Origin of the sequence: Hufsiella ginkgonis, from assembly GCF_009834915.1 — a bacterium.
Taxonomy (GTDB): Bacteria; Bacteroidota; Bacteroidia; order Sphingobacteriales; family Sphingobacteriaceae; genus Hufsiella; species Hufsiella ginkgonis.
On the sequence record NZ_WVHS01000005.1, the window covers coordinates 357,815 to 378,622 of the forward strand.

A 20,808-nucleotide genomic window follows, 5' to 3' on the forward strand; every position below is an offset into this window, starting at 1 on the left:
TTGTTCTTTAACGGCAGTGAAGCGATCATAAGCTGTTATTCATCTCTTCTAAGCGGCAGCTTATAACGGTTTCGTTTCCTTAATTTTGTTTGAAGGTGGTTATCGTCATGATCAGTTTACGGGCACCAGCTCAACACTATACCACCAGATCTGGGTATTGGTTCCTGCGAGCCCGTCAATACGAAGTACGTGGCTGCTGGTCTGGTTAAGCGTTACCTTGCCTATATATCTTCTAAACTGGAAATCGCCATACTGAGTCGTCACACCCGGGGGCGTTGGGCCGACCGTGGATCCGCCAATGGCGTCGTTGCTGTCGGTAAGGTTGAGGGTTACTACGTCGCCCAGTTGCTGGCCATCCCATTTAAACGAGGCATAGGAAGCGTTTGCGGGGTTGTTGCGCCGGTAACCGCTGTAATTTACGATCACGTTATACGTCCCTTTAAACACCAGCGGTGTGGTTACCTCGTAATAATAGCCTTGTGTAGCGCCGGTAAGATAAACGGCATAATCACCCGCCCATTCGGCCCTTGCAGGCACGGACGGGGTACCTACCGGGTATCCCCATTTGAGCCACCAAATGATGGATTGCCCGGCAGGATCTGCGCCCAGCTTAGGGAACTCGGTAATGAAATTACTGAGCAGGCCGGTTTTAAGCTTAAGGGAACGATCTTCCAGCGATCCGGCGAACGGCTGTATTACGGTTACCGGCCGTACTTTATACAGGCTCATCACCGAAGTGATAGAATGCAGCACGCCATTCTGCGTAATGTTATTGCTGTTAGCGAGGTCGATGCCCACCTGTACGTCGGCGCCGGTTACTTCATCCGCGTGTTTATTGATCGAGATCCCCTTGCTGCTGCCAAAGATCAGGTAATTGCCGGCACTGAAGCTTTCCTTATAGGTGTCGCTAAACTCAGAGACAAAATACTTCTGGTTCAGCGCGTGGAAACGCACGAAGAGGTTAAGCGAATCAGCAAGACTGGTGTAATTTTTTGTGGTTTTATAGGTGTTCGAATATTTTTTTGCGAGATCGTCGAACGAATTGATCCCTGCTTTTTTCAGCACGTCATTTGTTTCCAGGAAAATGGTGCGCCATTTTACCACCGGTTTGCCGTAACGTACGTCGGCAGGATCGGTATCGATCTTTTTGAGAATATCGTCGGCGTTGCCGGTTTTCTCGAAAGCTTCTAGCATGATCGAATACCTCGCCTGCGATTTCAGCCAGCCGTACAGGGTTACCGCGGGTGGGTCGAGCACGTCATTTACTTCGTGGATGAAGCCGTTGCTGTTCAGTACGTCTAACGTGCCCAGCGTTACCGCGTCGTTCAACTTGGTTTGGGCGATGCCCGCAGAAATATCGAACTTAATAAAGTTGCCGTTAATGGTTGAAGTAGGCAGCGTGCCCATTACAAAATTGGCAGAACCGTACTGCTCGTTATAGATATGGTACTGGAGCAGGTTTTTCAGGGTATCGGGTTTCAGCTCAGACACATCGGCTACGTTTTTACGCTTCAGGTATTTCTTGAACGCTTCGTCGTTGGGAGCGAATAAGGTCATCGAGCCATAAATGCTGAGCGGTTCCGAGAGCCTGGTAATCTCCAGCGCTTTCACCAGGATCGAGTATTTCGGGTTTTCTTTCAGGTAATTGAGGATCGTTTTACTGTTCTTTTCGAGCGTTTGACCCGTATCCAGCCTGTATTCTTCGCATGAAATAAACAGTATTACTGCCATGCTAAGCAAAAAGGCTTTAATTATGTTAACTGGCTTCATCATTGTTCAGTGTGTTTAATTATTTATAATATGGGTTTTGAACAAGCGCCGTATTGTTGGTAAGCTCATCGGTATTAAATGGCAGGTACCAGCTTTCGGGGTTGCTTATTCTCGGGCTGATCTTTAACTGGTCGGTACCGCTCAGCGAGTTCAGGATGGTTTGCACCAGGAAATCTTTACGGGCGAACTTATCGCGGGAAGCAAAACGCACCAGGTCGAACCAGCGCTTACCTTCGCCTATGAACTCGCGTCCGCGTTCATCTAACAGCAACTGGTCCATCTCTTCCGTAGAAGTAGTGGAGGCTTCGGGAAAGAGGCTTTTCAGCGGGTAAACGCGCTGCCGCAGGTCATTGATCAGCTCGCAGCCTTCTTTAAGTTTTGCTGCGTCATTGGGATAGCGGTGAGCCAGGGCTTCCGCTTCCATCAGGTAAACTTCGGCGAGGCGGTAATAGATCCAGCGCGAATTGTTATTCTGGTATTTCTGCAGCAGCCGGGTAGTGGAATTAAACCCGGTATTGGCATTTACCGTGCCGGCGCGGACATCCACCAGCGGTGTGATCTGGAACAACAGGTCGGCTCTCGGGGAAACCACCCATAACTGGTTTGATCCTTTGAACCATCCTTCCATGCTGCTCGACTGGTTATTCAGCGTATTGTTGGTGAACTGTTCGAAAATAGACTCCGGCGTGTTCCCGGTATTGAATATGCTGGTGTACAGGCTCAGTGGTAAAATAAAATAACGGCCCGATTCTCTTACCGCTTTGCAGTTCTCGATCACTTTATCATACATCGCGTTGGCTGAAGCGGAATTGTCTGCCAGGGCTGCCTGCCACAGGTACACATCGGCGAGGGTGGTCATGGCGGTATATTTAGTGGCTCTCACCCTTGGGTATAAAGCGCTTTCGTACCACTCGGGCAACGTCTCTTTGGCCTTTACCAGGTCTTTTACGATCTGGTCGAGGATCTCTTTACCGGCCGCTTTAGGAACATTGAACTCCTGGTCGTCCTTCTCGTAAGGGTCGAGCACCAGGGGAACATCCCTGAAAGCCCTCGTTAACCAGAAATAGCAGAACGCCCGCGCAAAATATGCCTCTCCAACCAGCTGGTCCGATTCTGCCTGGGTGAAGTTAGGATCCTTTGCCACCACGTCGGGAACATGTTTAATGGCCAGGTTAGCCTGGTTAATGATCTTATAAAAAGCGCCGTACCGGGTGGTGGCGTCGCCGGGAGCTACGAGGTAACTATCTACGTTCTCCTTGGTAAGCTGCGCCGCAGGCATCTTGGTGGGGTTGGTAGCCAGGATCTCGCCCCGTACCTCGCCCCAGTAAATGTAGGCTTCCTGCGGGGTCAGGAAGGTGTTCGACAGGTTATTGGCATTGGTAGCGCCTATTGCCCAGTTAATATTGGTGCAGCTTAAATTGGCGTAGATTCCCGCAATGGCGCCTACGGCCTGGCTTTCGGTCCGCCAGAAGTCGCCGGAGATGATCACACCCTGGGGCTCGGCATCTACCAGCTTATCGCAGGAGGTGGTCCCCAGGCAAAAGACCAGCAACGCGGCTGAAAATATCTGTAAGTTTCTTGTTTTCATTTGAATAATTTGTTTTTAATGGCAATGAAGCTGCGATAAGCTTTTATCATCTTGTTTTGCGGCGGCAGCTTATCGGGGTTCATATAATCGGTTGAGTTTCAAAATGCCTCTTAAAAAGCTATGCGCATCCCCAGGTTGTAAGTGATCGGGTTAGGTGTATAGGCATTGTCGACACCGAATACAAATGGATCGTTACGGTTATTTATGCTCGGATCCATTCCCGAGTAATGCGTAAGTGTGAAAACATTGCTGATGGTAAAGGAAAAATCAGCCTGTTTTACCCGCAGCTTCTGTAACTGGTTGGCCGGCATTTTATACGACAGGATCAGCTGGTTACACTTCAGGAAGGAGGCATCTTCTATATAGCGGTCGCTGCCTACAAAATTATGTCCGCCGCCATACAATGCTCTCGGCATATCGGTTACATCTCCTTGTTTTCTCCAGCGGCTCAGTACGGCGGTGCTTTGGTTGTAATTGTCGTACATGCTGGTGGTGGTCATGCGGGCATAGTTTTGCAGGTCAAATCCCTGCTGGAAGTTGAACACGCCAAAAATCTCCCAACGCCTGTTGTAATTAAGACGCAGCATAAACCCGCCAAAAAACTTAGGGGTGGCGTTCCCGATGGCGGTTACGTCCTGTCGGTTGATCACACCATCGTGGTTAAGGTCCGCGTAGCGCGCATCTCCGCCGGTAAAGGCTTCGCCGGTGGAGGTTAACCAGCGCACGGGGATCTTCTGCCCGTTAAAATCGGTAATAAAGTTTCCGCTGGCGTCTTTGGCGAAGGCGTCTTCATCCCTGGAGTAAACGCCTTCATATTTTAAGCCGTAAAAGGTGCCGAGCGGGTTACCTACGCTTACCAGCGACATGAAGCTCCTGTTGTCGAAAACGTTATTCCTGATAACCGGCAGGTTATTAGGCAGCGAGAGTATCTTGGTCTGCGTAGTCGAGATGTTGAAGGAAGTGGTCATCCGCCATTTTTTGGTAGATACCGGTATCCCGCTTACTTCGCCCTCCCATATGTTAGCGCCCAGATCGCCGTAATTGGCGGCGGAGGTTTGGAAACCGGTAGTGGTAGGCAGGTTCCGGGTGAGGATCATGTCCTTGGTTTTGCTTTTGCTGAAGTCCGTTACGAAGCTTAAGCGCCCTTTAAACAGGGAGAGGTTCATCCCTACGTTGGTAGAGATCGCCTTTTCCCAACGCAGATCAGACAGCTCCATATTAAGCGGGCTCACGCCTTGGATATCAGCGAAAGGAGAGGCGGCGGTGAAAGCCAGGTCGGTATACCTTACCACGTTGGTGCTTGGCGCGCGGCCGGTGATACCCCAGCTGAAACGAAACTTGAGATCGTCGAGCCATTTGTATTTTCCCTTAATAAACGGCTCGGAGGAGGGTCTCCAGAAAGCAGAAACCGCCGGGAAGGTACCGAAGCGGTGATTACTTCCGAATATAGAATTGCCCTGCCGGGTAAGCACCCCCTGCACGGAATAGCGGTCGTCGAAAATATAGGCCAGCTGCCCGGTAAGCACCAGGTCGCGGGATAAGATCACCGACGACCTCATCGACGTGTTCACATCGGTAGCATATGGCGACGTTAAGAACTCCGAAGGGGTATTAGATCCATCGAAACTTAATCCTTTGGTATTTTCATTGGTATACCTGGTGAAGACACCTCCCTGCAGGCTTTGTTTATTTCCCAGGCCCTGTACCGTATAGATAAAGTCGTTTTTAACGAAGAGTTTCGAGTAATTCTGGGGAACGAAGTTAGAGGCGTTCTCAGAGCCGTTGGCCAGCAGGCGAAAGTTGTTCACCCGGTAAAATTCTACGCCCGAAGCGCTGAGCGGTAAAAACCTGTCTACCCTGCTGCCTTCGTAGGCATTGTTGATGTTACTGTTGAACTGGAAACCCTTGAACGGGCTAAACCGGACATTCACGGTAGCGTCCAAACGGTTCGACCGGGTGGTATTGAGGCTGTTGTTGATAACCGCCACCGGGTTTCGCACGCCGTTCTGGTAAGTACCATTAGCCGGGTTAAAGTAGGTGGAGAGGTTGTTGCCGAACTCGTCCTGTGTAAAAATCGGGAGCACCGGCGCTTTGTTGAGCGCAATGATGCCTAAGTTATTATCGTAGCTGGCTTTCCTCTGCTGGTCTGAATAAGCAAAGTCACTCGCGAACTTCAGCTTATCCGATATTTTGTAGTCGAAATTGAAGCGACCATTCATCTTTTTTAATTCGGAACCGATAATCGGCCCTTTGTCGTCGAGAAAGCCGACGCTTATCACATACTTAGCGGCTTCACCACCGCCCGAGATCTGTGCGGAATAATCCTGTTTAAACCCGTTTTCATTGATCTGGTCGAGCCAGGAGGTATTGTTATTGTAATTCTCGTAATCGATCGCGCCCTTCTCGAGGAAGAGGTATCGTACTTCGTTACTTGTAAGATCAATGCCGGTAGTGCCGTAACGGTTCTGGTAAGCCTCCAGCATCATGGTTTTATACTGGTCGCCATTTAACATCGGCAACGGAGTTTGAGGAAGCTTGACCATGAGGTTGGTGCTAACGGTGATCGTGGGCTTCAGGTTCGATCCGCGTTTGGTACGAATGGCGATGACCCCGTTGGCACCATCGGAACCATACAACGCAGTTGCGGCGGCATCTTTCAGGATATCGATCGTGGCTATATCGGCTACAGAAATGCTTAGCAGTGCGCTGAGGCCTTCGGTTGTATTGATGTCGGCGCCCTCAGGGGTAGTAAACGGAATATCGTCTACTACGATGAGGGGCTTAGAACCGAGGCCAAGCGAAGCGGCCCCCCGGATCTGGATGGACGAGCCCGAGCCGGGATCGCCGGAGTTCATAGAGATCAGCAGCCCCGAAACTTTTCCTTCCAGCACCTGGTCTACCGAGGTCGCCGGGATATCTTCCAGGTCCTTCATATCGATGGAAGAGATCGCTGCGGTTTGATCACGCTTATCGATATCCAGGAAGCCTCCTGAGTTACCCAGTTTTTTCTGGCGGGTAGTGATAGCGATATCAGAGAGGGTAGTGGCGTCATCCGCCATGGTCACGTTAATAACGGCGGCACCCTTAATGGCCCTGGAGAGTGTACGGAGACCGATCTGGCTAAAACGAAGAGAATCTGCCTGGTCTGCCACTTTGATCTGGTACTCGCCGGCCTCGTTCGTCACCACCCCGTTCACCAGCCGACCGTCCTTGTTCCTCTCCGTCACGGTCACCCCCGGTAAGGGTAAACCTGTCGCTTTTTCGGTCACTTTCCCTCTTACCACCGAAGAAACGGACTGGGCGTACGATTGCACTGATGTACACATCAATACGATCATTAATAAAAAATAAGCTCTTTTCAGCATTGTTATTAGAATTGTGAGGTAAAGGCATTATTTATAACATGGATCACCCCGTCTTTAGCGAACTTATTCTGGGGGTATAATGCCGGCTGTGTTTTGTCTACGGTAGCCACCTCGCCGGCCCTGCTGGTCACCTGTAACGTGGTGCCGTTGTAGCTCACGGTAAGGGGATAATAGGTAAGCGGCGTAGCGGTAAGCACTTTCCTGGAAGGGAAGGTACCGGTGGTTTTTCCGTCGGTAAAGATCTGTGTATCGGTGGCGAAAAAAGAGGATACGTAATTATACAACTGAAGCCTGATGGCGTCGGTCAGCGTAGTATTTGGTGTAACAGCTCCTGTTTTTGGCAGCTTACCGGCATTTTGCGCGGCTGTGATGGCTTCATTCGAGGGTACGAACAGGGTAAATTTCCGGTTCTGGGTCGAAGCGGTGATGGGAGCCAGCGGAAGTGTCGTCGAGGCCGTATTCGCGAAATCGGCCACGTTGATGCCGGAGGCGACCATGAGCTCTTTAAATTTCCGGTATTGCGGATTGGTCTGCAGGGCTGCGTTCGGGTCGGAGGTTGCGCCGTTGATCTGCTCGTACAACGTACCAGGGTAGTAGATGATCTTATTGATCCCCTGGAAAAATCCGTTCGACTGGCTAACGTTGGGGTTAACCACCGAAACCAGGCTATCGCGTTCCGTACCGCTGATCTTGCCGTTCACGATACTGATAAAGGTGCCATTCTGCGTAGGATAAAACTTTTCTACAGGGCTATTCATATCGCTGATGCTTAACGATGTATTCATAATGATATGGTTACCTAGCAAAGTGGTAAGCTCCGAGATCGCCACCGGCGTTTCAAGCCCGTTGGGTTTCCGGAAAAAGCCCGGGGCTCCCGCGATCGGCTTCTCTATCCAATAAATTCCCCGTGCCGCAAATGCCGCATTGGTTGGGGCAAGAAGGGTGAACTTCGCATCGCCGCTGCTCAGCAGGCCCAGCAGGTTGGTCCGGATCAACGCCTCAGCCAAATACCAGTATTGGGGCGAAAAGAATGATGGTCCTGGCACTGTGGTGAACGATTTCGGCTCAATTACTTTGTTAAGCGTATAAAGAATGCCGTTACTGGTCATCTTAATGCCTTTGATATCGCTCCGCGCGAGTGTGATCTTATCGCCCAGTTCGCTTACCGACTGCCCCTTATCGATTTTTGAAGGCCAATCCATGGTACTTGCAAGGTGGCCCTTGTAAAGTAACTGCAGCGTATGAGTGGGTATTGAGTCTTCTATACCGTAAAAATTCGGCATCAGCCTGGTTTCGTAGTAATTTTTAAATGCCGTTTTTGAAGGAATGAACCCTGTTAACGATAATGATTTGGTACCCGATAACGGGTTCTCGTTGTCGAGATTGGCATCTGTGGTGTAGGTACGGTTGAACAGCGAGTCCACGAGCCCGTCGCCATTTACATCGCCATTATTGCCCTGGGCCCTTGTACCTGCCTGGTTGTAGGTATAGCTCAAAAAGCGGCGTTTCATGATCCGGTTATAGTCCTCGTATTCCGCGTTATTTTCGAGCTCCTGTGCGATGTTATTCACCAATTCGAGCACGCGGTCTATCACATGTATCACGCCATTTCCCGAGGCTATGTCTTTCTGAACGACCGAACTGCTCATTACGTTCATTTGCGTCTGGGCGTTCACTGCAGAGCCCGTGCCGTACACGTCTGTATAATCCTGCGATGTAACCCCATAGTAACTGAAAAACCTGGGGGTGTAAACCTGGATCATTTTACTGGGATAATAAACTCCTTTTTTTGCCGCCGCATCATAGTAGGACGCTACCGCGCGTGTTTCATACTTATAGATGTCTACATTGATGGTAGGATCTGAAGAAGGCTTGATGAAATTCCCCTGGAACAGCATCCATTTAAGGATATGGTATTTCACCATCTGCGTAAGCTCCTTTACCGGGATGTCGTCAATCTTCTTATATTTCGCATGTGCGGTGAAATACTTGGTAAAAGCATCGTTGCTGGGCGCCATCACCGTAAAAAGCCCTGACGAATTTAATTCGTCTTTCAAACCGGGCACTTTGTCTATCGCAGACACAAACGTCGACAGGGTCGGTTCACTGGCCAATTGATCGTAGATTTCACCAGCCTGCCCCTCAGGGGCGTCATAAAGTTTTCCGTACTGTTTCTTGCAACTACTGCTTCCGATTACACAAAGCAGGGTCAATAGAAGTATTCGTATCCTCATAATTTAATGGTTAGTTGAGTGTGTGTTAATAAGTGGGGGAAGGCGGTCGGCCCCCTTTGCGCTGCAGGCAGCGACCGGAGTTGGCCTCATTGAAGAGCGTACTTGTGTTACATATTGATGGGTTTATTGCGGTTAGTATTGCATGCAAATCACGGATCCGTCGTTAATAAAACATTAATATTCGCTTAATTAAGGCTATTAACGACGGAATTTTCAATTTTCGCAGCAATCGTTCATCGGGTAAATAATTACGGACGGGCGCCGTAATATTTATTTTCCGTTCCCCATGATTTATTGGGTTTAGGGCCCATTTGCAGCTCGAGCTTACCACCCGACATCAGTTGCTGATGCGTGAACCAGGCGGAGTTCAGCACCTCCCCGTTCAATTTTGCGCTTTGGATATATTTATTCACCGTAGAGGCGTTTTTGGCGATGAGCGTAAATTTTTTGCCATTATTAAGGTCAACCGATACCTTTTTAAATACCGGGCTGCCGATAGTATAAATCGGCATCCCGGGAGTTACCGGGTAAAAGCCCATTGACGAGAATACCACGAAAGCCGTCATGCCGCCACCATCCTCGTCACCCGGGATTCCCCAGATGTTATCCTTGAACCAGGCATCCAGTAAAAAGCGAACATGTTTTTGCGTCTTCCATGGCGATTCGGTAAAATTATAGAGGTAGGGTATATGAAAGCTCGGTTCGTTTCCCATAGAATACTGCCCTACTAAACCGGTAGCGTCGGGTAATTTAGCCCAGAACTCGTATTTGCTGCGGCCGAGGTCTTCGCGGAAGAGCTGGTCCAGCTTCTTCTCGAAGTTCTGGCTTCCGCCCATCAGGCCGATGAGCCCCGGCACGTCGTGCTGTACCTGCCATAAATAGGTCCAGCCGTTATTTTCGTCGTAATAATCCCGGGCGCCCATACCTCCGTCGAACTTAGGATCGATGTTAAGCCAGTTACCCCGCTCATCTTTGGGGATAAATAGTTGTTTTGCGGGGTTCCACAGATTTTTGTAATACCCGGCGCGCGCGCCGAAGGTGGCCTGGTCGGCGGTTTTCGACAATTCTTTGGCCAGCTCGCCCAATGCCCAGTCGTCGTAACTATGTCCAAGGGTGACTGCCACCGCCTGTCTTTTCTCAAAGCTATGCACCATCGTATCGGTTTCGGTTTCGCCGGGCTTTAATGCAGGGAAATACCCATACTTATAGTAGAAATCGTCGAGCGGCCCTTTAGGGCCATTCTTCCAGGGGAGCATAGTAGCGGCTGTGGCATTTTTATACAGGCCCTCGTACGCCTTCGCAACGTCGTAGTCGCGGATACCTTTCCTGTACGCATCCAGGAACATAATAGTAGAATGAAACCCGTTCATGCAAGGATTATCGCCAAACAATACCGGGAACGTGGGCATCCAGCCGCTTTGAGCATACATGTTCACATATGAATTTAACATGTCGTTTTCCTGGGCGGGGTTAAGGATCGTCCTGAGCGGGTGATGTGCCAGGTAGGTGTCCCACGTCCAGTCGTCTACGTAGAACGGCCGCTGGCTGTCGTGAATCTTATTATCAAAACCGCTGTAGTACTTGCCATCTTCGGTAATGTCCACCATGCGCTCATAGCACCGGTAAAGGGCCGTGTAAAACGATCGCTTCTGTGCCGTCGTACCGCCTTTTACGTCGATCTGGTTAATCACTTTATCCCAGCTGCTTTCAGCGTCCTTCTTCAGCTTTGCGAAGTCGGTTTTGCCCAGCTCATCCGCGTAATTCTTTTTGGCCTGCGCGGCGCTGATGTAGGAAATGGCATACCTGAACTCGATCGTTCCGGGCCCCTCCTTGGGAAAGGTGATCCATGCCTGGCTATTCGTGCCCGCTACTGAACGGTTACCGGCGGCAAGCTGGTTGTTCGACCCGGTTCCCACGGAGCCGGCGGCGTTAAATGTACCGTACAGATATACTTTAATATTGCCATGATAGGTTTCAATACCGATTATTTCGGTATCGGAAATGAAATCAAACCCGCTCCGCCCCCTGTTGTATACCCCGAACAAGATGCTTTTAGCGGTATTTGCCGGAAATTCGAACCGGTAGAATCCGGCCTTTTTGCCGGGGGTGAACGAAACGGTGATATCATCATCTACCAGGTAAGTGGAGAAATACCAGGGGCGTGTAACTTCCAGGTCGTGGTCGAAGGTTTGCCGCTCGCTCCATGCCGGCGCTGTTACCGCCTTGGTGGTGGGTTTGACCGCGAAAACTTCGCCCAACCGGTGCGACACGATATTGAGCGGAAAGCTGGTGATCTGGTCGCTCATGTAATCAGCACGCATGGGGAACATCCTGATCACCTGGTTAGGAAGCTGTACGGTAGGACGTGTCGGCTGCAAAAGCTGGGGCGCGTTCCCGATGGTGGGATCAACATACTTAAGATTTCCGCGGCCCTCATTATCTTGCGCGAAAGTGTCTCCTGCAAAGCAGCAAGAAAATGCAACAGCGAGCAAAGCCGTATTCAAACGATTCATCTTTAAATTATGGTGGATTGGGTTAAGTTGTTCTGTTAGTTGCTGCAAATGACGCATAGCCGATTAAAAAGATATTAATATTTGCTTAATAAGTTTATCCTGCCTTGATTATCGTCAATTTTTTCCGTTATCGGCCGTCCGGTTATTGTTAACCGTATTTCCCGCTGTCTTTCCCTGGAAGATACCATATTGCCCGTTATGCCAGGAGAGATTACCGCTGATCTCCGACCGCGTAGTCCCCTCCATCAGGGATTCGAGGGAAATTCCGTTCACATCATTGCCTTCGGCCAGGTTACCGGATATCAGCACCCCCGTGCTTTCGGTACACCGGATGCCTGAAAGCTTGTTGCGCGCCAGTTCATTACCGGTGATCTTTACGTCGCGCGAAAAGGACAGCTCGATCCCATTCCCCCACGGAGAAGAATCGAAGCGACTGTCCGAAACGGTGCATCCGGCGCTCCGCGTCAACAGTAAATTATGGTGAAAGCCCGCGCCCGGTACCACGCTCGACCCATTATCGCTAAAATCGCACTGGCTGATGATCACCTGCCATGCTCCGCGTATGGCAACTCCATTCTTGGTGAAATTCTGTACGGTTAGGTTTTCCAGGCGGATATTGGTCATTTGTTCGGCTTTTTCTCCCGCAAAGGCGATGCCTTCTCTCCCGGGCGCACTCATGTAGGAACGGGTCCGGCGGCTGGCGTTCGGGTCAGTTTCGTCGGCCGTGCTTACGGCACCCTCCAAAAGTAGATCGCGGATCGTTACATCATGCATACCGGCTTCCGCATTGACGATCGTTTTGCCGTTCACGGCCGGGGAAAGAAAGAGGACCGTTTCCCTCCCCTGCCCGCACAGGGTAACGCCACTGGGGATCCGCAGCGCCGCCTTTAACAGGAAAATCCCTTTATCTAAGATCACCCAACCGCCTTTCCCGGCCATGGCATCCAGCGCGGGCTGGATCGAATCCGCGAAAGCGACCATTACCCGTTTAGCCGGAAATTTTGAGGGATCGGGTTTTTGCGCACCCGCTATCGAAACAATGGGGAATATCCGGAGCGGTAACGCCGTTCCTGCTGAGGTTTTCGAAACAGGGGGTGCAGGCGCGCGCAGGCCCGTAAGCAGTTCCACGGTTGAGTTGGGACGCTGCTTTTTGGTGACCATTGCCGTGTAAGGCATCCCGATACCGGCAGTCCTGTAATGGTCGTACACGTTTTCGTACATATCACGGAGTTTCCCGCGTTCGCGTGCAGATAGCTTTCCATATACGGGGATGTCGTCATTTCCCGACAGGTATTTTGAGCTGTATTCAAATCCCAGGGCAAGCCTGTTGCCAGCCACGGAATAAAGGTCGAGCCCTTGCGTCCAGGCTACCTGCGCCGTTTTACCCAGGTAGCCGATGCCCATTTGTACATGGTCCCAATCGCGCGTCGTTTCCTGGATCTGGCCGTTCGGGTAAATATATTTGGTGATCCCCGAATTTCCCGGGCCACGGTAATAACGCTCGATGGCGGAATTAAATATTTGGTGGTCATCCGTGAACACCCCGATGCACAGGAGGGTGTTCATCATTGTTCCGTCCCAGTTCCCGTTAGCTTCGCTGAAAAAATCCTTAATGGTTGGATAAAACACCGTAAGTACCATGCGTTTAAACTGCTGCATGTCTTTTTCCTGCCAGCCGGCGTTGGAATACCTCAGCAGTTCGGCTGCATTCAGGAACAGCGAACCGCTCATTCCCACGTTAAGCTTGGCATTGTTGTCGTCGAAATCCCATAACACGGGCGACCATGCGTTTAAAATTTCGATGGCTTTCCCTGCATAGTCTTTCTTCCCGGTGATATACCATAACAAGGCATTATTGTAGGATTGCTGGGCACTGGAAGAGAACTCTTTGCCGCCGCTGCTGTTAGCGCCGAACGCGCCTACGGAAATATGCGCGCGGGGCTCGGGAATGAACGAAGCGGGCGTATTTTCTTTAAGTTTCTCAAAAGCGGCCTTCCAGGGCTGTTCGCCGGCCAATACTTTTTGCTTCATAAACTCGAGATCGCGCTTAGCCTGGTCCATGCCGGGGTGTACGAACGGTTTAGTATGATACACGGTCGGCTGGGCAAATCCCAGGGTGAGGATAAATAATAAGGGAACGGTAAAAAGGATTTTTCTCAACATGTTCATTGTACTATTTCGATATTCTGTTATTAAATTTAAAGGCTGAAAATTATATCGCTATTTTATTTTGATCACCAGTTTTTTATAACCGGAAAGCCCCTTAAGGTTGGTGCCCTGCACGATCACCGTATAAGTTCCCGGTCTGTCTGCGGAATAGAATGAAGTATACGCATCGCCCGTTTTTGAGGTCGCCAGTTGTGGTTGCCAGAAAATCGTCGACCGGAGGTCAGGAGCCGCTCCCGCCACATGGCCTGCCTTGTACTTCGGACTGTAAAACTCCCTGGGCCAGTTGATGGGTACGGGTTTGTAGAAGGCGATATTGGGTGTAGCGTTATAAAAAAGCCCATTCCCGGACCTGGTGGAAATTTCGATATACGCCGAGGTACCTAGCGTTTGCTGCAGCGTACTGTCTGACAGCATATTATCATAACCCGTTACATTTTTCTGGCTGGTCATAACTTCTATGCCGGTTACGTCTTTCAGCTTAATGCCGGCAAACACCTGTAACAGGTAATCGTAAAAGTTAGGTTGCGAAATAGTATCGTAAAACTTTGAAACTGCCGTGCCGTCCACTACAAAATGAACCTGTTTACCACCTATCCGGAACTCTTCGTTCATACGGTTCTGCGGTAAATTCATTTTACCGACCGCAACATACAGGCCTTTTACGCTCTTCAACATAAAATCGACCAGCGACATGCTTTTACCCGTTTCAACCTGCGCCTCGTCAATTACCTGGTCTGCTTCTCCCCGTCCGTTAAGGTTTTGTGAATTTCTAACCCCTTTTTTTGCGGTGATCGCTACATCTTCGAGCAAGTTGTTCCCGCTGAAGGAAAATTTCTGCCGTTTTAGCCGGATATCGTTCTTAACAAAATTCAACACGGTGCTATCCGTTGTATTTACATACCAGGGCATGGTTGTAAAGCTGGTTAAGGCAGGCACCGCAGCCGGCGCAAACTCGTCTACCTTAACCGCCAGGTTACCTTTCCGCCCTTTGGCATTCCGGGCCTGGATAAAAAATGAGATCGTATCGATTTTAGGAAAGTTCTTAAATTTGAATCGCCCGCCGGCATCGCTCACCGTATCCATCATCATTTTCACCTTCCCGCTTCCCATCGCAAAAACGGCGTTACCGGGTACCGGCTTTCCCGAAAGATTGGTCACCGTGCCGTTCAGTACAAATTCCGGCTCTGCCTTAAACAACGGCGTGGAAGCAGGCGCAAGCATCTCCGCCCAACGATAGCTGGTCCATCCCTGGGTTAACAATAACAGGTCCAGGTTCTTTGCCGCATCGGGCGCGCCGCTGGTGTAATAGCCCGGGCTCTCGATCGTTCCTTTTAAGCCCGAGGCCAGCAGCATGTTCGATACCAGGTTATTCTCCATACTGTCCAGCTTCACCTGGCTATCGTCTGTTACCGAAACCGACAGGCTTACATTTGAGACCGCGTCGCCCGACTTGTTTTTAACGCCGATCGCTAAAGCGATACTGTCTCGCGTACCGTAGATCTCTTTCGAAGGGACAACCGTAACGGACAGGTTGTCTTGTTGGTCCACAAAGATCATCCGCTCGCTTACCGGTTGGTACTGGCTGTTAAAAACCGTGAAATGCACAATTCCCGAGGGAAAGATACTCCTGGCCAGCATTGCGTTTACCCTCGGGCCATGGGCAACGAACGCGGCTTCACAATAAGGCACATTGTTTACCAGTCCCGATAAGTGCCAGGTTTTCCCGTCTACCAGGTTCTCGCTGAAAGTAAGGGTGACCCGGATCGAATCGCTTTCCGGCGCATTAACTACCCTCAGGTTAATCCCGGAGGCCTCTACTCTTGGCAAAACCACCGTTTGTATGGCGCCGTCTTTGCCTGTTATCTTCGCCGAATAAGTCTCTCCAGGCGCCGGAACCAGGTTAAAAACGCCCATTCCTTTATAGGCAGATTTAAAAGTTGCGACCTCGTTGTTTTTGCTATCGAATATTTTGCCTGTAACTTCGGTCCCCGAGCCATTTTCTGCCAACGCCTTAAACGCCACCCTCGAAAGCAAACCGGCTACCAGGTGCCCCCCTTCGGGCATAAACTGGAGATCGACGGGTTGTGCTTTATCAGCGATTAACGGGATCGTAGCCTTCCTGCCTGCAGCTTTGTCTTCTATGGTAAGATTAAGCCCTTTTCCCGGCTTTTGAGAAAGGTTGACGGAGGCCTTAAAACTTCCGTCGGCAGCGGTCTCTACGTTTGCCTTCGCGAAAACCGTTTCCCCGTCCTGTACGCTCCAGGCCAGGTTTTTAAGGCCATAGCCCTGGTTATTCACCTCGCTTAACCGGAGATTTAAGTTTAACACCTGTTTACCTGCCGGATCACCTATTGTATGGGCCTGTTTTATCAGCCATCCCGATCTTTTAAGGTTAGTGATGTAGATGTGCCGGGTGAAAAAGCTTTCCGTTCCGAAATTCTGCATCCAGTTCGTATAGGCACGAAGCGTATAATCGCCTTCCCCGAAAGTGTTTTCATCAAGTGCCAGCTGGCCCCAGGAAAGGCCCGCCTGCGATGCGACTGAAATGCGCTTAACAACCTTATTATTCTGAATGAGCTCGACATAAATCAGCCCGCTCCTTTCCGTAAAGGCGTTATTAAACCCGTTGTACAGGTATGCCTTAAACCAGATGGTATCGGTCGCCGAATAATAAGGCTTATCGGTATGCAGGAATAGTTTTTCGAACGGGAACAAACGATTATAATCCACTATTTTTTGTGAGATACCGGGTGTGGACGATGATCTCACCTGGGCAAACGCCCGGAACGTGGCCGCAAATAATATCCCCACGAGAAGAACACCGCAACGGACCTTCCAACCCATAATATACCAGTTTATAATTATGGCTTAAAGAACGACGATGGGATTAAAAAATGGTTAATAAAAGATTAACCGCTATAAACGGGTGCGTTAATTATTAAAAAACCGCATTCCATATAAAATCGACGATCACCGCCGGGTTAGGCAAACTATGCGGATGATGTTTAAACCCGGGTTTGTGCAACACGGTAATATTTCCCTTCAGGGCTTTCACTTTGTATTCGAAAAGGCCTGTATTGGTAACGGGGTCCACATCCTCGTCATCGTCGGCAACCAGCACCAGGATGGGATATTTACCACGCACAATGGCCCTCACCTTGTCCGTAGGATTTCCTTTAAAGAACGGGAGCTGTTCCCCGGTCAGGTTATAGTCGGCTTTGAAGTCGTTTACCAGGCTTCCGTACTTTGCCGGGTCTTTGAGCACGCTCATGGCCCATACAGACATATTGAGCAGCGGATTATCCACATAGACCGCCGCAACCTTATTGGGGTTTTCTGCCGCCCAGTTAAATACATACATTCCGCCGCGGCTCATGCCTTCGAGCACCGCTTTTTTGCTGAGGCCTGCACCATGCATCAGCGTGTAAAACTGGTCCCACAGGGAATTGGAGGTTTTGTTGCCCAACAATTCAGCCACATCACAGTACACCACATGAAAGCCGCGCTCGAGCAGTGCGATGTCCGTTTGCGGCTCATGCCCCCAGAAACGTGCGCGCCAGATCCAGGGATGGCCTGCGGCCGACCATTTCGGCTTTACCACCTTGCAGTTGCGGTTGTTCATCACGAAATCTGCACAGGCATAGCCATAAAACGAACTGGTTGGCGACTTGCCCAGTTTCGCGAAAATATCGAAGGCGGTATCTCTCTCCTGGGACACAAGCTGGTAAAGGCGACGGGCCATGATACCGGCGCCTGTCGTGTCCGGATGCAGCTTATCGGGGAACAATACGGGCTTATCGACCAGCAGCTGGTGCATATCAATCACTTCTGCGTTGTCGGCATAGGCCGTCCTTTGCAATGCGGGGATGATCTTTTTCACGATCACCTGGTCCCAGATCTGGGTGGTATCTGTAACGAACGAAACCTCCGGCAGCAGCACCACTACCCGCGGATGTGAAGGCAGTGCGCGGAAGGCCCGTATAAAATCATGCGAATCACGTTCGAGGTCGGCGAAATAAGGACGGTTAACCAGTTTGGCGTCATTACCGCCCAGGTCGATAAAAACGATATCGGGGTTGCTTGCCAGGGCAAGCTGGTACTCTTTGGTGTCCCAATAAGGTTTATTGCCTTTGCGCAGCAGGGTACAGCCGCTTACGCCGAAGTTATGTACCTGGTAACCGGCGCCCAGCAAACGCTGAAGCTGTGCTGGGTAGGCTTGCTGTTCGCGGCTTGGGAGACCGGAACCATAGGTGATGCTCGCCCCGATAAACGTAATGTTGGTTACTGCGAGACAGTTGCTCCCCAAGCACCATACCAGGAAAAAAGAAACGACAGACGATAGTTTCATAATTCTTTAGGTTTACTCTAATATCGCATGAAAATCTCTCCCAAATTCCTCCCCATAAATTGCCTTGTATTCTTTCTTAAAATTCTCGAACGTGGTTTTTGCCAGGGAGTGCTTACCGAGGTGGACCAGCGCCTTGCATTTAAGGATCATGGCCTCTTCGTTCACCGAGTCGAAATAGAAAACGTAGCTGGCGATCTTGATCAGGAACTCGGGGTCTTCAGCAATATCCGCAGAATGTGCATAATGCAGGTACGTATCGATCACTTCGTTGCTGATATCTGATTTAAAGGCGTCGAGCCACTCGTAATCGAGGTTCGAGAGAAAGCTTCCGCGCTGGATGATCTCCGCCAGCTCTTTGACCTTCTGCTTATTAAGCTTTCGCTTATCCTTTACGATAGAAAGATAGTTATAGTAATCTACAGATACCTGGTCATAATTGAGGTTGATCTTCCAGTAGCCCGTTTCTTTGGAAACTTCGCAATCCTGCAGTTTCTCGAGAATTGCCTTCAGCTTTGCAATGTTTACTGAACGGTTGTTACGCGCGCTTTCGGCGGTCTTGTCGAACCATAATAATTCCTTCAGCTTTTCGGAACTGATGCCCCGCTCCCAGCGGATGGTATAAAGCAGGATGACCAGGAACAGCTCCTTAATAAGCGGTGTAAAGTATTTCGTGATGTCGTTGCCGCCGGTATCGAACAGCTGCAGGTCGCCAAAAAGAAAAATGGCACTCCTGGTGCCTTTCGGATTTTCTTCGTCCGTTACCGTGATCAAAAGCGCCGCCTCTTCCGGTTCCGGCTCCCGGGGGAGTTCTGTTACCCCTGCCGGGATGGCTACGGCGCTCAGCTCACTGCCCGGCGGCGGCTGCGGCAAACTCCCTTTTTGTTCCGCCATAGCCGATTTTTTGGAAGTTATCCGCCGGAAGGCGAACCAAGTGCCGCCGGCCAGCACCACGCCTGCAACGATCACCAGGAGAAGGAAGGGTCCCTTTATCCCCCCGGGACCGGCAATGCCGGCGTTGATCATCTCCAGCGGCGGGCCTGATAGTGCGTATACCGAAATACGTGTTTGATTATTGTCGGTAAGGAACAGCGTAACCGCGATAAAATTGCCGCTCACCGGGCTGTAATACAGGTCCGAGAACGAATTAATATCATGAAACTCATACGGAAGGGTACCGCCGACCGGGTGAAAACCGGCGGAATCCAGTGAGCCGCGGATCAGCTGCAGCGTTGAATTATACTTATGTTTCGGGAATATAAGGCCGTAGTAAGAACGTGTTTTTTCATCAACCACCAGCGAATTAGCCATCACGAAATCCTCCCCGGGAATCTTAAGGTCGTAGATCTTTTTGATGCTTTTCTTTCTCCGGTCGAAATAAATCAGGTCGTACAGGTTTTTGGGGTTAATGATCTGCTGACCAGAGGTGCTGCCATAACCACCCAGCAGGTAGGCGCCATCCGCGGTTTCGCCCAGTGCGGCGAGGTAGCGGGGCGTAAAAAAGTCGCCGGTGGTTTTCACCTCCGACCAGGTTTTGGTAGGCAGGTGATATCGCCGGATGGCATTCTTATAAATAAAATGCCCGTACCCGCATAAAATGTAGATCGCGCTGTCGGCGGCTGAATAAAACTTGTTGTAATGCCAGTTGTCGGTAATAGGCACGGGAGCCTTGAAGTTGCTGTCCCAGGTACTGGTTTTTGTGTCGAAAGCGGCAACCGCGTTTTGGTCGAGGTACAGGTTAAACAACTTATCTCCACCGGTGTCGTAGAGCGACTGGTTCCCGCGCAGCAGGTTCAGCACTCCCGAAGCATATCGTATCTTTTTAACGCTTCCCCGGCTCACGTTAAACTGAAGCAACGAATCGGGTCCGACCACGGTAAGCAGCTCATTGTTCCGGTCGAACGCGGTACTTACCGGGCCATCTACCACGATCTTTTTCAGGAGCCGCCACTCGTAATGCATCTTGCGGATCCACATCGGGTTGGTCACCTCGCCATTCCGTTCGTTAACCACCTCTCTTACTACCTTCCCATCCTGTTCGTCCAGGGGCCAGTCATAGGTGATCTCACTCCCTTCGGTGATCCGGATGTTCCTGATCTTCATCGGCGGTACGTCGGTAGTCTTAAAATCCCCGTAATTGTTGGCGCCAAACAAGATCTTATAACAATTCCCGCGGGTAATGCTGATCTTCTGTGAATGCTTTTTACCGTTATCCAGGCTATAGCTTAAGGTTTTCCGTTCAAAATCAAACAGGATATGGATCCTGTTCCATTTTTTGGAGAACACTTCTTTATCGATGTTAAAGGTGAGCCGGGAAGGGTTGTCGCCCACCACGAACTTAAAATGGTCTTTGGTCGATTCCCACGGGCGGTTGTCCCAGATGAGGTCGATATTGCGCTTGTCGTTATCGATCATGCGAAAGATGTACCCAAAATATTCCTGCTGGTTGGCAACAAAATCAAAATCAAAAGAGAGCTCGAAGTTTTCTTTAAAGCAGAGCGTAGCGCCCGGGCTCAGGTCGAGCTCGGTCCTGGCATCCTGCACCGCTTCGTAGCTCGAAAACGCGAGACCGTATGATTGCGCGACCGCTGGCAGGCCTCTCCCGAAACCGGTAAAAAAACATCCGCATAAAAATATCCGGGCAACTGATTTTACGAAAGTATTTAAAACAGGTAGTCCCATCCTCACTTTAATACGCTGGAAATAATTGCATTATGAAATTCAACGGCTTATAATCATGCTAAATATACCTTAAAATTACCAAGTACCGGTTAGCACTTGTCGCCTTTCACCAGGCACGAAGTTATTTAACCTCGCGGAGCGG

Annotated in this window: 9 protein-coding genes; all 9 read right to left on the reverse strand. The window is 50.3% G+C overall.

The genetic code is table 11. From position 1 onward, the window contains the following. Positions 1–111: 111 nt before the first annotated feature. Positions 112–1,731: a fasciclin domain-containing protein gene (locus tag GS398_RS20330; protein WP_160908652.1), complete on the reverse strand. Its 1,620-nt coding sequence runs from the start codon at positions 1,729–1,731 to the stop codon at positions 112–114. A 58-nt stretch (positions 1,732–1,789) separates the two neighbouring features. Then, positions 1,790–3,358, reverse strand: coding sequence for a RagB/SusD family nutrient uptake outer membrane protein (locus GS398_RS20335; protein ID WP_160908653.1), 1,569 nt, complete (start codon positions 3,356–3,358; stop codon positions 1,790–1,792). Between the two features lie 110 nt (positions 3,359–3,468). Further along, positions 3,469–6,684: a SusC/RagA family TonB-linked outer membrane protein gene (locus tag GS398_RS20340; RefSeq protein WP_160908654.1), complete on the reverse strand. Its 3,216-nt coding sequence runs from the start codon at positions 6,682–6,684 to the stop codon at positions 3,469–3,471. A 44-nt stretch (positions 6,685–6,728) separates the two neighbouring features. Further along, positions 6,729–8,837, reverse strand: a complete 2,109-nt coding sequence (locus GS398_RS20345) for a fasciclin domain-containing protein (RefSeq protein ID WP_160908655.1) — start codon at positions 8,835–8,837, stop codon at positions 6,729–6,731. Positions 8,838–9,205: 368 nt separating this feature from the next. Then, entirely contained in the window at positions 9,206–11,470 is a 2,265-nt protein-coding gene (locus tag GS398_RS20350) for a GH92 family glycosyl hydrolase (RefSeq protein ID WP_160908656.1), read from the reverse strand. 114 nt (positions 11,471–11,584) lie between these two features. Further along, positions 11,585–13,633, reverse strand: a complete 2,049-nt coding sequence (locus GS398_RS20355) for an alginate lyase family protein (RefSeq protein ID WP_160908657.1) — start codon at positions 13,631–13,633, stop codon at positions 11,585–11,587. Positions 13,634–13,690: 57 nt separating this feature from the next. Next, positions 13,691–16,483, reverse strand: coding sequence for a carboxypeptidase-like regulatory domain-containing protein (locus GS398_RS20360; RefSeq protein ID WP_160908658.1), 2,793 nt, complete (start codon positions 16,481–16,483; stop codon positions 13,691–13,693). A 94-nt stretch (positions 16,484–16,577) separates the two neighbouring features. Beyond that, the gene (locus GS398_RS20365) at positions 16,578–17,987 is read right to left on the reverse strand and encodes a GDSL-type esterase/lipase family protein (RefSeq protein WP_160908659.1); all 1,410 of its coding nucleotides are present in this window, start codon (positions 17,985–17,987) and stop codon (positions 16,578–16,580) included. Between the two features lie 12 nt (positions 17,988–17,999). Next, positions 18,000–20,666, reverse strand: a complete 2,667-nt coding sequence (locus tag GS398_RS20370) for a Kelch repeat-containing protein (RefSeq protein WP_160908660.1) — start codon at positions 20,664–20,666, stop codon at positions 18,000–18,002. Positions 20,667–20,808: the final 142 nt, after the last annotated feature.

Bases quoted from the DNA above. Each gene is read 5' to 3' on its own strand.
- GS398_RS20330 (WP_160908652.1), bottom strand. From the start codon at position 1,731: ATGGCAGTAATACTGTTTATTTCATGCGAAGAATACAGGCTGGATACG.
- GS398_RS20335 (WP_160908653.1), bottom strand. From the start codon at position 3,358: ATGAAAACAAGAAACTTACAGATATTTTCAGCCGCGTTGCTGGTCTTT.
- GS398_RS20340 (WP_160908654.1), bottom strand. From the start codon at position 6,684: ATGTGTACATCAGTGCAATCGTACGCCCAGTCCGTTTCTTCGGTGGTA.
- GS398_RS20350 (WP_160908656.1), bottom strand. From the start codon at position 11,470: ATGAATCGTTTGAATACGGCTTTGCTCGCTGTTGCATTTTCTTGCTGC.
- GS398_RS20355 (WP_160908657.1), bottom strand. From the start codon at position 13,633: ATGTTGAGAAAAATCCTTTTTACCGTTCCCTTATTATTTATCCTCACC.
- GS398_RS20360 (WP_160908658.1), bottom strand. From the start codon at position 16,483: ATGGGTTGGAAGGTCCGTTGCGGTGTTCTTCTCGTGGGGATATTATTT.
- GS398_RS20365 (WP_160908659.1), bottom strand. From the start codon at position 17,987: ATGAAACTATCGTCTGTCGTTTCTTTTTTCCTGGTATGGTGCTTGGGG.
- GS398_RS20370 (WP_160908660.1), bottom strand. From the start codon at position 20,666: ATGGGACTACCTGTTTTAAATACTTTCGTAAAATCAGTTGCCCGGATA.